The 13,122-nt window shown below is 52.1% G+C and carries 11 protein-coding genes; 4 read left to right on the forward strand and 7 right to left on the reverse strand.

Translation table 11 applies throughout. From position 1 onward, the window contains the following. Nucleotides 1-256 precede the first annotated feature (256 nt). A complete protein-coding gene (locus tag G367_RS0109925) occupies nucleotides 257-781 on the forward strand; it encodes a DUF2062 domain-containing protein (RefSeq protein WP_020412976.1) in 525 nt (174 codons plus the stop codon). Here the strand turns inward: G367_RS0109925 and G367_RS0109930 are convergent. From G367_RS0109930 to G367_RS0109955, 6 genes are all read right to left on the reverse strand, one after another. Next, nucleotides 774-1,187 carry a hypothetical protein gene (locus tag G367_RS0109930; RefSeq protein ID WP_157533447.1) on the reverse strand — a complete coding sequence of 138 codons (414 nt, stop codon included), beginning with the start codon at nucleotides 1,185-1,187 and terminating at the stop codon, nucleotides 774-776. The genes G367_RS0109925 and G367_RS0109930 overlap by 8 nt on opposite strands. A gap of 11 nt (nucleotides 1,188-1,198) precedes the next feature. Continuing rightward, complete coding sequence (locus G367_RS0109935; protein WP_020412978.1) at nucleotides 1,199-2,458, reverse strand: lipoprotein-releasing ABC transporter permease subunit; 1,260 nt, start codon at nucleotides 2,456-2,458, stop codon at nucleotides 1,199-1,201. Then, a complete protein-coding gene (gene lolD, locus G367_RS0109940; RefSeq protein ID WP_020412979.1) occupies nucleotides 2,451-3,203 on the reverse strand; it encodes a lipoprotein-releasing ABC transporter ATP-binding protein LolD in 753 nt (250 codons plus the stop codon). Before lolD ends, G367_RS0109935 begins: the two co-directional genes overlap by 8 nt. 72 nt (nucleotides 3,204-3,275) lie before the next feature. Further along, on the reverse strand, nucleotides 3,276-4,517 hold the full coding sequence (locus G367_RS0109945; protein WP_020412980.1) for a lipoprotein-releasing ABC transporter permease subunit: 1,242 nt from the start codon (nucleotides 4,515-4,517) through the stop codon (nucleotides 3,276-3,278). Between the two features lie 51 nt (nucleotides 4,518-4,568). Next, nucleotides 4,569-6,206 (reverse strand): alpha/beta hydrolase, encoded by a 1,638-nt coding sequence (locus G367_RS0109950; protein WP_020412981.1) that lies wholly within the window; start codon nucleotides 6,204-6,206, stop codon nucleotides 4,569-4,571. 131 nt (nucleotides 6,207-6,337) lie between these two features. After that, the gene (locus tag G367_RS0109955; RefSeq protein ID WP_020412982.1) at nucleotides 6,338-7,972 is read right to left on the reverse strand and encodes an alpha/beta hydrolase; all 1,635 of its coding nucleotides are present in this window, start codon (nucleotides 7,970-7,972) and stop codon (nucleotides 6,338-6,340) included. A 174-nt stretch (nucleotides 7,973-8,146) separates the two neighbouring features. Between G367_RS0109955 and G367_RS0109960 the strand changes: the two genes are divergently transcribed. From G367_RS0109960 to asnS, 3 genes are all read left to right on the forward strand, one after another. Next, entirely contained in the window at nucleotides 8,147-8,443 is a 297-nt protein-coding gene (locus tag G367_RS0109960) for a hypothetical protein (protein ID WP_020412983.1), read from the forward strand. Nucleotides 8,444-8,860: 417 nt separating this feature from the next. Next, nucleotides 8,861-9,334 carry a L,D-transpeptidase family protein gene (locus tag G367_RS0109965; RefSeq protein ID WP_020412984.1) on the forward strand — a complete coding sequence of 158 codons (474 nt, stop codon included), beginning with the start codon at nucleotides 8,861-8,863 and terminating at the stop codon, nucleotides 9,332-9,334. Between the two features lie 156 nt (nucleotides 9,335-9,490). Further along, entirely contained in the window at nucleotides 9,491-10,897 is a 1,407-nt protein-coding gene (asnS, locus tag G367_RS0109970) for an asparagine--tRNA ligase (protein WP_020412985.1), read from the forward strand. A gap of 60 nt (nucleotides 10,898-10,957) precedes the next feature. Here asnS and G367_RS0109975 read toward each other — a convergent pair whose 3' ends face one another. Next, nucleotides 10,958-12,919 (reverse strand): GMC family oxidoreductase, encoded by a 1,962-nt coding sequence (locus G367_RS0109975; protein WP_020412986.1) that lies wholly within the window; start codon nucleotides 12,917-12,919, stop codon nucleotides 10,958-10,960. Nucleotides 12,920-13,122 lie beyond the last annotated feature (203 nt).

The following is a 13,122-nucleotide window of genomic DNA, read 5'->3' on the forward strand; positions in this document are numbered from 1 at the left end:
CACTACGACCTGAGCGTCAACTAATGTACTTAAGACAGATTGTTGACAATTTGAAGTGAAGAATGACTTTTGCGGCAGCAGTAGTCTTGCAACACCGAAGTGGGCATAATAGCGCCCGCGCCAGATACGCCATGCTCCACTACCGGGGGCGCTCTATGCTTATCTGGGGTGGGAAAAAATCCCTAGCAAGAATTTCCAAACCCCGGTACAGCGCTCATTTAAAAAGGCTGCCAGCACCCAGGTTTCAGACAGAGTTATGCCGAAGAGTATTATCAGGCGATGGCTGCCAAGCCCCGAAGAAATCCGAGCCAAGAACGGGCTCAAGTTTCTGGGGACTCTTCTCCACGATCCCAACCTATTTCATCTGAATAGGCACTCGGTTTCAGTTGCATTCGCAGTTGGCGTATTTACCAGCTTCCTGCCCCTGCCCGGACAGATGATTATTGCCGCACTGTTAGCCCTATGGCTGCGCTGCAATTTGCCGCTATCGATAATTCTGGTGTGGATTAGCAATCCTCTCACCATGCCGGCTATCTTCTACAGCACCTATAAACTGGGTGCCTGGATTCTGGGCACCCCACCAGTGGACTTTGATATCGAGCTATCCTGGGAGTGGCTCACGGAAGAAGTAGGAAAGATTTGGATGCCGCTATTTTTCGGCTCACTATTGGCGGGTATTTTCTTTGCTACCCTGGCCTATTTTTCTATGCGCGCCCTTTGGCGCTGGCACGTGGTAAAACGCTGGAAACTGCGCCTGGAACGGCGCTCCGCTGTCAGCTAGCACCCCTACGGCAAAACTGCCTGACACTCCATAAAGCCCCTGCGCCCACACCAACAGCTACTAGCGCGGGTAGAGAGTAGTCGGTAGCGATACCCAGCCCCAGTGCAGCAAGAGCCCCAAACAGGAAAGCTATGGTTGCCGCCTTTGCACGATCTCCGCTGGCAGAAAGTGCAACGACCCAAATAACCGCAAGGGCAGAAAGGGCGGCTCCCATACTCACCAACCAGAGAGGGTGCATCTCCCACCCCTCCGCATAACAGACGGAACCTTCACGCAAGCCAGGTGGACAGAAGGTTTTCACCCGCCACTCATCAAACCACAAAGTACCGAACAATACTGCTACCCACGCTGTGGCCGCCAAAGGAACAGGTAATAATTTACGCATCACTCCGGCAACGCTTCTCACACTTGGGCCCTCTACTCATTGCGTAACGCCGCGGCTGGCTGCACACGGCTAGCCTGCAACGCAGGGTAGAGAGTAGCCAGGAGACTGAGCAGGAACCCTGCACCTACGACTAACGCTACATCTGCCCAGGATAATTCCGAGGGCAGGTAGTCCACCGGATAGACATCAGACTTGAGGAACTGGATACCAAAGAGTGACTCAAGGCCCGCCACCAGGTCTGTCACTGTGAGCGAACCCAAGACCCCAAGGGCACCGCCAACTAGAGCCCCGACCAGGCCGACTAATGCGCCCTGGCTAACAAAAGTGAGCAGGATCTGGCGGGTGCTGGCACCCATGGTACGCAGAATGGCGATATCCGTATGCTTATCTATCACCACCATTACCAGTGTGGAAACCACATTGAAGGCAGCGATGGCAATTATCAGCAAGACCAGCAGCCCCACCAGATTGCGGGACATCTGGATCGCCTGGTAAAGATTGCCATGGGTTCGACTCCAGTCCGTGCCATAGAAACCCTCCCTGGGCAGCTCCTGCAGCAGTCGGCGCATAATCCAATTGGCCTCCAGCATCTCTGTAACGCGCAACTGCACCCCTGCTCCGCCCTTACTGCCTGCCAGTGCCTTGGCCTGGTCCCAAGAGACCAGAGCCAGCGTTTGGTCAAGGGCGGTTCCAGAGTGAAACACCTCCGCAACCCTAAAACCAGCCACCCTGGCAGCACGGCGACCACCAGAGGCCGCATCGTTGTTTGGCACAATCAGGGAGAGGTAATCGCCCTTTTCCACCCCTAGCTTCTCGGCGATACCACGCCCGAGCACTACGCCGGGCTCAACAGTATTAAGCATTGCCGGAAATGCCTCGGGGCTCAGAAACTCGCTGATATTCGAAACTTCAACAATGGTTTCCGGGTTAACCCCCTGGACCAGCAGTGGTGTTACCTCGGCGCCACGCCGAGCTAGTGCGTTTACCTGCCAAACCTCAGCCGCAGACAATACCTGAGCATCGGCAGCCAGCTTTTTTCGCATCGCTGCCCAATCTACCTCGGAGCTGGCGTTGTAAATGGTTGCATGGGGCATAATGCCGAGAATTCTGTCTCGCAGCTCACGATCGAAACCGTTCATCACCGACATCACCACAATCATCAGAGCGACGCCGAGGACTAGGCCGATCATCGACAAGCCGGAAATAAAGGAAACCAGTCCGGCGGAGTCATCACTTCGCCGCTGGGCGCCGGCATAACGCAGGCCAATAAATGCGGGAAGCGGCTTAAACATGGTCACCCTGATGCCAGTCGCTGAGAAGTTGGCCATCTATCAAGTGCAAACAGCGATCCAGTGCTGCAGCAAGGTCCGGGTCATGGGTAACGATTACAAAACTGATACCCATATCCTGGTTGAGTTGATCCATCAGCCTGTGAATTTCCTGGGCTGTTGCCCTATCCAGGTTGCCAGTAGGCTCGTCCATTAACACGCAGGCTGGACGGGTAACCAGCGCACGCGCGATAGCCACACGCTGGCGCTCACCACCGGAAAGCTGCGAGGGCTTATGGCCAATTCGCTCACCTAGACCCACTGCCTCCAACATGGCTTTTGCCTCGGCACGGGCATCCGCCACACTGTGCTTTCCAATCAGCAGTGGCATAGCCACATTTTCCAGGGCGGTGAATTCATTAAGAAGATGGTGAAACTGGTAGACGAAGCCAAGACTGGTATTGCGCAGCCAGCCGCGTTCATTGGCATTCAAGTCCGCCAGATTTTGGCCCGCCACCCGCACTTCGCCAGAGCTTGGCGTATCCAGGCCGCCCAACAGATTGAGCAGAGTGGATTTACCAGACCCGGAAGCACCAACAATTGCCAGCTTTTCGCCACGCTTCACTTCCAGCTCAACACCTCGCAAGACTGCGAGATCCCTACCCCCCTGTCGGTAGCTCTTGCACAGCTTATGACAGGCCAGCACGGCATCATGGGTATCCGGTGCCGGACGAGCTTGCTCGGTATCTATTTCCACTCGGCTATTCATCAATCTATTCGTCGTCTCTCAATTCGTATAAATCATGTCAACAATCATTACTAATCAATTGATTTTTGACATTTATTCGTAGCGCAAAGCTTCTGCAGGCTCGATCTGAGCCGCGCGCCAAGCTGGAAAAAGGGTCGCCAGAAGACTCATGCAAATAGCCACGGAAAGCACAACAACGGCGTCACCAACTCGGAATTCTGATGGCAGATAACTGACAAAAAATACCCGCGGGTCAAATATTTTGGCCCCCAGCAGGTTCTCAACCCAAGTAACCATCTCGGTCAGGTTGAGTGCTATCAATATCCCCAATACCGCGCCACTAAAAGCACCTATCAGGCCGATTGCACTGCCCTGCACCACGAACACCGCCATAATCTGCCGGGATGTAAGTCCCAGGGTCCTAAGCACTGCGATATCAGAGCGCTTATCTGCCACCATCAAGACTAGGGCCGATACGATATTAAAAGCAGCGACGGCAACGATAATCATCAGCATCAATGTGACTACCGTCTTCTCCATCTTCACCGCCTGGAACAGGTTGCCCTGGGAATGGCTCCAGTCTTCACCGCTAAAACCCTCTCCCAACTCGCTGGCATACAGGGGAACCCTACCTAAAGCGTTATCCATATCATCGAAGCGCAGCTGCAGCCCCTGGACCTTGCCCGGTATGCGCATTAGACGGGCCGCATCTTCAATATTCATCAGGGCAATATTTTGATCCACCTGGGCACCAACGGAAAATACGCCAGCTACTGTAAAACGTTTAGTACGGGGAAAAATACCGGCAGGGGTTACCGAAACTTGAGGCAGAGTGAGTATCACAGACTCACCGGGCATCACATTCAACTGCTGAGCCAGGATACGGCCAAGCACAATGCGATAGCTACGCGGCTTCAACTCATCCAGGCTGCCCAAAATCATGTTCTCGCCCACTTGGGAGACATTGCGCAAGGCAGCCGGTTCCACTCCCTGAAACTGCACTCCATGACTGTCACCATAGGCGCTCAACAGAGCAAAACCCTTAACGAAGGGGCTGACCGCCTCAACGTGGGGCTGCTGCTCAATCTGCTCTGCCACCCCTTGCCAGTTCTGTAGTCCCCCTTCACGCTCAATAAAACCGTGGGGAACCACACTGAGAATCCGTGTTTTAAGCTCACGATCGAAGCCATTCATTACAGAAGTCACAACGATCAGCGCAAGAACGCCCAGCGCCATGCCCACCAAAGAGAAGCCATTGATAAAGGAAATGAACTGCTGCCGACGCCGGGCAGCCACATACCTCAGGCCGATAAATAGGGGTACAGGTTTTAACATAGAGCCGATTTAAACGGAAAAGGACTAAGAAATCCAAGCATTTACACAACATCAGCGCTTTGACTGAGTTTTTAGCGTCATCCGCAGGCGTTTGAGTTCCGCTTCACTCCAATCGGGAGGCTCCGTCAGGGCTATCCAAGCGAGGGTGTATCCAGCCGGTGAATAGCGATGCCCAAAATCCCGCGGTGTTACCCCCACATTAAAGTCCGCGATCAACTGCAGCATGGTAACTACAGGAAACCACCGAAGATCCGGGGACACATCCGGTCCTCTGGGGCGCTCCAGCCAATCAGGCCTTCGGAACATCCAGCGTAAATCAAAGAAGACTATTGGATCACTGGCGTGCTGAAGGAATGCAATGCGGAACCTACCCCAGGGTTCTTGCCCCAAGTAGCCACCGTATTGATTGCCAAAGCGCACTACCTCACCACCCTTAAACTGAGGTAACCAGGCGGGCGTGCCTGGATCACGATTATCGGTAATCATTCGCCAGACGCCCATTCCAAATGGAGGCCCTGCCCAAAGCGCACCGTCGATGGGATTGTCGATAATATCGTAGAACTCAAATGAATCCTCGGAAAGCTGTGCACCCAAACTAAGTCCAAATAGATAAAGCCTTGGGCGCGTACTGGCAGGCAAAGTCTCCCAGTAATCATAAATCACCTTAAACAGCCAGCGAGCCGACATTCGGATATATTTGTCATCCGTCAGCAATGCGATCGGACCCGGCAAGTATGAGTACTGAGCCGCTATCGTGGCCACATCACCCCGATATAGGAATTCGAGGGAATTCACCGCGCCCGGATCAACCCAACCATCCCCTACCGGAGTTGCAATCAGCAAAATTTCCCTTTCAAACGCTTTGAGTCGCTTCAATTCCTCGAGCGCCAAGAGAGCGCGCTGCTTAGGAGTTTCAGCAGAGTGCAGACCCACATAAACCCTAATAGGATCTATTCCCTCTCCGGCAATCTCCTTGATTTCCTCAGCGGTAGGTCCCAGCGTCAGAAATCGGCGCCCCTGGTGTCCCATGCTGTCCCAAGACAAAAACGAATTTGCCCCACCTGTCTGGTTGGGATCTTCCGGCGGAGGCAGATCGTCGGCAATAACCTCATCTAACTGTTCATAAACAACTGAAATTGTATGCAGACCCGACTGCAGAAGTACTCCGTTTAAAATGCCCCAGTAAAGCAACAGTGCCACCAGCAGCCCAGCAAGAATTGCCACCCGCTCAGGAATCCTTTTTCCCAGCCGTGCCGATACTGCAAGAACTATCTTGTGGAAGCCTTTACCTAGCTGCCTGAAGAACACAAATATAGCGAATGCCACAACCCCAATCGTAATAAGGCCGGTACTAGATACCGCAGGCATACCCATCAATGAGCGCACAGAGTTCTGCCAGTAGGTACCCTGCCAGAGAAACCCTGAAATCAGGAAAAAACCAAAAATAATTACCCAGCGCTTCAGTATTTGCCGCTGCCGATTATTTAGTGGAATATCTGGAATATCTAAGTACTTCCAAAGTCGGCGAAAAAGTACACCAAAGGAATAGCCGACGGTAAAAGAGACTCCAGAAAGGATGCCTTGGACAATAGCACTGCGCGGAATCAGTGAAGGGGTCAGGCTCAGAGCAAAAAAAATCGCGCCCAGCAGCAGGCCAGAAACTGAAAAAGCGACTACTGTTGTTCGCATCCATGCCTGCCTGCTAGACCAAGCTTAACGTCAGCCTAGCATAGAGCCCCGCAACTTAAGGCGGGTAGATCTTTAAGCCACAAACTGCTTTTAACAAGAAAAACCCACGGACTCATGGCGTCTGGGAAATCTCACCGCACCGGATAGGATCTCAGTTTTACGCGCAGACGCTTTAATTCCTCTTCACTCCAATCCGGGGGTTCGGTCAACGCCATCCAGGCCAATATATACCCGGCAGGGGAATATCGATGTCCGAACTCCAGGGGGGCTATACCCACATTCAGGTCCGCCAACAGTTGTAACATTGTTACTACAGGGAACCATTGCAGATCCGGCGATACATCAGGCCCCCTGGGGCGCTCCAGCCAATCGGGTTTACGAAACATCCAGCGCAAGTCGAAAAAGACTATGGGATCGCTGGCATGTTGCAAAAACGCAATACGGAACCGGCCCCACGGCTCCTGCCCCAAATAACCACCATACTGATTGCCAAAACGTACTACCTCCCCCCCTTTAAACTGGGGTAACCATGCCGGGGTTCCAGGATCGCGATTATCGGTGATTATGCGCCAAATGCCTGTACCGAAGGGAGGGCCTGCCCAGAGAGCGCCATCCAGGGGATCATCGATAATGTCATAGAAGTCAAATGAATCTTCAGATAACTGCGCACCCAGGCTAAGACCGAATAAGTAGAGCCGAGGGCGGGTCTCTACGGGAAGGTTCTCCCAATACTCATATATCACTTTGAACAGCGCCCTGGCGGACGTCAATCCATACTGATCATCAGTAAGCAGAGCCACCGGACTGGGCAGATAGGAATACTGGGCTGCAACCGTCGCCACATCCCCCCGATATAAAAACTCCAGTGAGTTGACCGCACCTGGATCGATCCAGCCAGCCCCCGTGGGCGTAGCAATCAGGAGTATCTCCCTGTCGAAGGCCTGAAGGCGTTTCAGTTCTTCCAGGGCCAGGTATGCTCGCTGCATCGGGGTTTCGGCTGCATTCAGCCCCACAAACACACGTATTGGTTCAATGCCTCGCCCTGCTACTTCCCTGATATCCTCTTTAGTTGGGCCGAGTGAAAGGAAGCGCCGCCCCTGGTGCCCAACACTGTCCCAAGACAAAAGGGAATGTGCTCCACCAGTCTTATTTGGGTCTTTTGGTGGTGGTAAACCCTCGGCAACTGCGGTATCGACTCTCTCAGATATCAGCGCAATCGTATGTAGCCCCGCGTTAAGAAGTACGCCATTTAAAACACTCCAATATAGTATTAGGGCCACAAATAACCCCGTGAGCAAGGCCACCCGCTCAGGGATATATTTTTCCAAACGGACCGTGACTACCCGAATAATCCTACGGAACCCTTTACCCAACAACCAAAAGATTAGAAAGACCAGGAGGGCAACCACTCCTACGGTCACAGGCCCAACTCCAGATACTGGCGCCATCCCCATCAATGCACGAATTGAGTTCTGCCAATGAGTTCCCTGCCAAAGAAAACCGATGATCAGACAGATGCAAAAAACTAAAGCTCCACGTTTCAATATACGCCGCTGCCACTGATTAACCGGGATATCAGGAATCTCCAGGTAATTCCATAACCAGTGCACAAACAGACCGAAGATATAACCAAAAGTGAAAGCCGTACCAGCCAGAATGCCCTGCATAAATGCACTGCGGGGAATCAGGGAGGGCGTAAGGGACAGCGCAAAAAATATAGCGCCAATCAGCAAGCCGAAAACCGAAAATATTCTTGTAAGTCGCATCCGAGCCTGCTCGCAGGACCAAGCGTACTAGTCAGCCTAGCACACCCTATCCATCCCTTTTCTTTGGTCAAAATGCTTTTTGACAATGAAAAACGTGAAGAAAGCCAAGTGTTTTGGCATTTTTTCTGTTCTAATGAGGTGGCGTAATCGAACACCAAAATCGGAGAACAATAAATGTTCAGCAGAAATCGCAACGGGGTAGCCCATATTGCTGGTACCGTCGCACTGCTTTTTGCATTCGGCGCCCAGGCAAAGCCCATCGAGATGCCAGTGGGCACTCAGGGTGGCGAATCCTCCTTCGAGGAAGTTCGCGGAATGAAGAAAAATGACGTAACCACAAGACTGGGTGAGCCCCTGAGCATCAAGGGCCCTATCGGTGAGCCAGCTATCACACGCTGGGAATACACCGACTTTTACGTTTTTTTTGAGCAGGATACCGTTTTACATACGGTAGTTAAGCCCCGAGGCTAAGCTAAAGCTCCCATAAGCTACACCGGGCAGGATTCCCTGCCTGGCTCCCAACGAACCTCAAGCAGGCTCCCTCAAAATTAACCCAACTCAAAAACACAGTTAACTACAGACCTGAAAACCGGGAGAGGCCAGTGACTACTAGCTTCAATATCAGTCAGCTGGTTGGTTTACTTAAAAACATCGACACTGCCCAACACTGGCATCTCAACTGAAAAAACTGGCAGCCAATATCAACGGCTTTGCTCGCATTACCCTCTCCACTAGATTTCTGGCCCATGCGATTTCTCCAGGGACATCGGTTAGCAAAAAATATAAATCTCCCAGAAAGCCCCCGCAGACCACTCATGGTCAAACAACCTACTTACCACTCCTTTCCTCTTTATTTCTGTAAACATTAAATAACCAGAGAGCCCAGGAATGAAACCTATTGCAATTTTACTCCTGCTTTTAACTAGCTTTGCCAGAGCCGAGGTCACTCTGGTTCGAGTTATTAAGTCGGAAAACAAGATGTTACTTATGGATGGACTGGGGGTAGTAAATACCTACCGGGTCGCCTTTGGTGCATCCCCTAAGGGGCACAAGTCAGAGGAGGGAGATGAGAAAACGCCTGAAGGGCGTTACATACTGAATCATAAAAAAGAGGACTCTTCCTACTACCGCACTATGCATATCTCCTACCCCAACGCTCAAGACAAGGCCCAGGCTCTGCAACGAGGCGTTTCTCCAAGAGGCTTTATCATGGTGCATGGCCAGCGTAATAGTCTGGGCTGGCTTGCGGCACTCGCCCAACGGATTAATTGGACGGATGGCTGTATCGCTCTCAGCAACGATGAAAAGGATGAGTTTATGGCCCTGGTACCAACCGGAACACCCATAGAGATTTCCTGGTAACCCCCTGCCCTCTGGGCACCCAAATGGTCAAGGGACTGGATTTCCCCTCGGCAACAGGTCAATATGCCCGCCGTAACTTCAGCTTGGTGGATTGTACAACTTTTAGGCAAGTTGGCGATATTCCACCTTTTAGGACCAGCGAGAAACCGATAGAAAATGACAGTAAAAGTCGAATCCGTAGATAGCCTATTGAAGTCCAGCGGCCGCGAAGGAGAACAAGTTCGCGTGCAGGGCTGGATCAGAACCCGCCGCGACTCCAAGGCCGGCCTATCCTTCCTGGCCGTGCATGATGGCAGCTGCTTTGACCCGATCCAGGTAGTCGCTGAGAATCACCTGCACAATTATCAGTCAGAAGTGCAGCGCCTGACTACCGGCTGTGCAGTGGATATCCTCGGTACCATCAAACCTTCTGAGGGTAAGGGACAATCCATCGAGCTGCTGGCCACAGAAGTTCGAGTTGTAGGCTGGGTTGAAGACCCGGATACCTACCCTATGTCGCCAAAGCGCCACACCATGGAGCACCTGCGGGAGCACGCCCACCTGCGCCCACGCACCAACGTTAGCGGTGCCGTAGCCCGCGTACGTAACTGTATCGCCCAGGCTATTCATCGTTTCTATCACGAGAACGGCTTCCTCTACGTGCATACTCCAATCCTCACCGCTTCTGACTGTGAAGGCGCCGGGGAAATGTTCCGGGTCAGTACCCTGGATATGGAAAACCTACCGCGCACTGATAAGGGCGCTGTGGATTACAGCAAGGATTTCTTCGGCGAGGAGAGCTTCCTCACCGTATCCGGCCAGTTAAACGTGGAAAGCTACTGTCTGGCCATGTCCAAGGTATACACCTTTGGCCCTACTTTCCGCGCAGAAAACTCCAACACCACTCGCCACCTGGCGGAGTTCTGGATGGTTGAGCCAGAAGTCGCCTTTGCGGATCTGGCAGATGTAGCCGATCTCTCCGAGCAAATGCTGAAGTACGTTTTCAAAGCGGTACTGGAAGAGCGTGCCGATGACATGGCCTTTTTCGCCCAGCGTATCGACAAAGAGGCTATCAGCCGCCTGGAGAACATCGTTGATAATGACTTTGCCCGCATCAACTACTCCGAAGCAATCGAAATCCTGGAGAAGTGCAAGGAGAAGTTTGAATTCCCTGTATCCTGGGGTATCGACCTGGCTTCTGAACACGAGCGCTACCTGGCCGAGAAACACTTCAAGAAGCCGGTTATCGTGATGAACTACCCGAAGGATATCAAAGCCTTCTACATGCGCATGAATGACGACGGTAAGACCGTTGCCGCCATGGACGTACTGGCACCGGGAATCGGCGAGATTATCGGCGGTGCCCAACGGGAAGAGCGCCTGGAGAAACTCGATGAACGCATGGATGAAATGGAAGTTCCCAAGGAGCACCTGGACTGGTACCGCGATCTGCGCCGCTACGGCACTGTGCCCCACGCCGGCTTTGGCCTGGGCTTTGACCGCATCGTATCCTATGTTACCGGGATGGGTAATATCCGCGATGTGATCCCCTTCCCGCGCACGCCAAAGAACATCTCGTTCTGATGCAATAAAGCCCCGCACGCGGGGCTTTTTCTTTTCCTGCTTTTATTTAAACGGGATAGCTCAGGCAATTTGCCCCGTAGCCGTTGCGATAATGTCATCGCTGGCCTTCTCGCTGATCATATAGACCGGCACTACGATAAAGAATCCGGGGATCCGAGGGAACACAGAAGCATCCACAACCCTCAGATTATTGGTACCGTGAACTCGGAACTTGCTATCAACCACCGCCATGGGATCACTGGCAGGCCCCATTTTGTTTGAGCAGGAGGCGTGATGCCCCCAGGATTGGTTTTTAACGAAGTCACCAATCTGTTGATCTGATTGGATGTCAGCCCCAGGTAATAATTCTCTTGATACCTTCTTGCCAACAACGGGACCAGACATTATATCTCTGGAGATCTTCACCCCCTCGATAACAGCCGCAAGATCATCACCCGAAGCATCATTACCCTCACCGAAATAGTGGAAATTGATATCCGGTGTATCTCGTGGATCAGCAGAGCGCAACGTCACCCGCCCAGCCGTATTGTTTGTATGCCCTTTCAACACAATCCAGGAGAAACGGTCCTTGTAATTCCTTAGCGCCTCTGAGTAACCGGGGAAATAACCATGGAAATCTGAAGGCACTCCAAAGATAAACAGATCTGGATCTTCCAAATCAGGTTTTGAACGTTTCACCAGGGATAGCACTGGGCCATTGCCACTATAGGGGCCCTTATTCAACCAGCCATAGCGATATCGGTTCAAGCAGGGATCACCCTCCTCCCCCCAAGTGCAGTCTTTCAGCAGAGCCAGGTCTTCTGTCATCTCACTGACCACACCCACCTCATAACGATCCTGAAGGTTCTCACCTACCCCGGGTAAATCAACAACCGGCTCAATCCCGTAATCTCGCAGCTCACTCGCAGGACCAACACCGGAGAGCTTCAGTAACTGAGGGCTGTTGAAGGCCCCTCCCGACAGTATTACCTCGCGAGTGGCACGCACTTGCCGCAAAGTACCAGCGGAGCCGCTTTCATTGTAATAAGGGTCTGCTTTATACAAGCTTGCCCCATCAAGAAACTCTACACCCACCGCAGTTTTGCCTTCAAACAGCACCCGTGTAGCCAGGGCATTAGTGCGTATGTGCAATAAGTTGGGATAAATCGCCTGTGTATCCAGCAAATGCTCACGTACACCGCTGCGCCGACTCTTACTATCAGCCGCCATGGGTGCAATAAACGGCCCCTCTAAACCGCTGGCCACATCCCAATGATTGATATCAAGGTTCAAGCTGCCCGTAACTATCTGGTCGATAGCTCCTTCCAAGCCATATTTGGCCAAGGCCGCCTTAAAAATTTTCAGTATTGCGGGGTCTTCCAGTAACAAAGCCGGATTACCCCGATTGGTAGGCAACCAACCATCAAACCCATGCCGTGAAGGGTTAGAGAAAACCGGACGGGACACATACTCGCAGCGCTCTATACGCTGGAAATATCGCCGCATATTCCAGCTTTCCCAAGAGCTGTCCCCGGTACTCTCTGCAATACGATCAAAGTCATTATTGTGGGGATAGACGGTGATCAGCGCATGGTGGGTAGTACATCCACCTATAGTGGCTGCTCTGGGATACAGAATACCTTTGCCAGGTATATATTTACTATCCAGTTTTTGCTGGCTTAGATCTGCATAGTGCTTAACGAAAAAATCCCAGCTGAGCTTGCGGTCCTCTGATGCGAAGGGATGCCAGGCAGGGATATTATGTGTGTTATCACTAGGATCATTGGCACCCGCTTCCAGCACCAGAACCCTGAAGCCGGCTCTCGCTAAGTTTGCAGCCAGTGGGCCACCCCCCGCACCGGACCCCACTATCACATAGTCATATTCATCATAGAACTGTTTTGACGTATCAGACAGTGCCGAGCTAACACCTGTAGCTACAGCTCCTGTTGCCAAACCGACTTGTAAAGCTCGCTTGGCGAAAGTTCTCCGACTAACGCTTTCTATTTCATTTTTTTTATCCGGTGTTTTTTTACTATCCATACTGATTGTTCACCCTAATAGTTTGAGGATCGCATTGCGCGCTATGAGAGGATGTAAACAGCACAACCTTAAACAGCCACTGGAATTTACAACTAAAACGTCTCAAACTTAATGCTCCCGGCTTCTTTAGCAACAAGAAACTTCTCGCTTTTCAACAGACATCTCAAAAAAACAGCAGAAAAAATAATTCACTCTCCCCATTT

This window comes from Microbulbifer variabilis ATCC 700307 (assembly GCF_000380565.1).
In the GTDB taxonomy this organism is placed as follows: Bacteria; Pseudomonadota; Gammaproteobacteria; order Pseudomonadales; family Cellvibrionaceae; genus Microbulbifer; species Microbulbifer variabilis.

Excerpts from the sequence above, each read along its gene's own strand:
- G367_RS0109925 (WP_020412976.1), top strand. The coding sequence starts at position 257 with ATGCCGAAGAGTATTATCAGGCGATGGCTGCCAAGCCCCGAAGAAATC.
- G367_RS0109935 (WP_020412978.1), bottom strand. The coding sequence starts at position 2,458 with ATGTTTAAGCCGCTTCCCGCATTTATTGGCCTGCGTTATGCCGGCGCC.
- lolD (WP_020412979.1), bottom strand. The coding sequence starts at position 3,203 with ATGAATAGCCGAGTGGAAATAGATACCGAGCAAGCTCGTCCGGCACCG.
- G367_RS0109945 (WP_020412980.1), bottom strand. The coding sequence starts at position 4,517 with ATGTTAAAACCTGTACCCCTATTTATCGGCCTGAGGTATGTGGCTGCC.
- G367_RS0109950 (WP_020412981.1), bottom strand. The coding sequence starts at position 6,206 with ATGCGAACAACAGTAGTCGCTTTTTCAGTTTCTGGCCTGCTGCTGGGC.
- G367_RS0109955 (WP_020412982.1), bottom strand. The coding sequence starts at position 7,972 with ATGCGACTTACAAGAATATTTTCGGTTTTCGGCTTGCTGATTGGCGCT.
- G367_RS0109960 (WP_020412983.1), top strand. The coding sequence starts at position 8,147 with ATGTTCAGCAGAAATCGCAACGGGGTAGCCCATATTGCTGGTACCGTC.
- G367_RS0109965 (WP_020412984.1), top strand. The coding sequence starts at position 8,861 with ATGAAACCTATTGCAATTTTACTCCTGCTTTTAACTAGCTTTGCCAGA.
- asnS (WP_020412985.1), top strand. The coding sequence starts at position 9,491 with ATGACAGTAAAAGTCGAATCCGTAGATAGCCTATTGAAGTCCAGCGGC.
- G367_RS0109975 (WP_020412986.1), bottom strand. The coding sequence starts at position 12,919 with ATGGATAGTAAAAAAACACCGGATAAAAAAAATGAAATAGAAAGCGTT.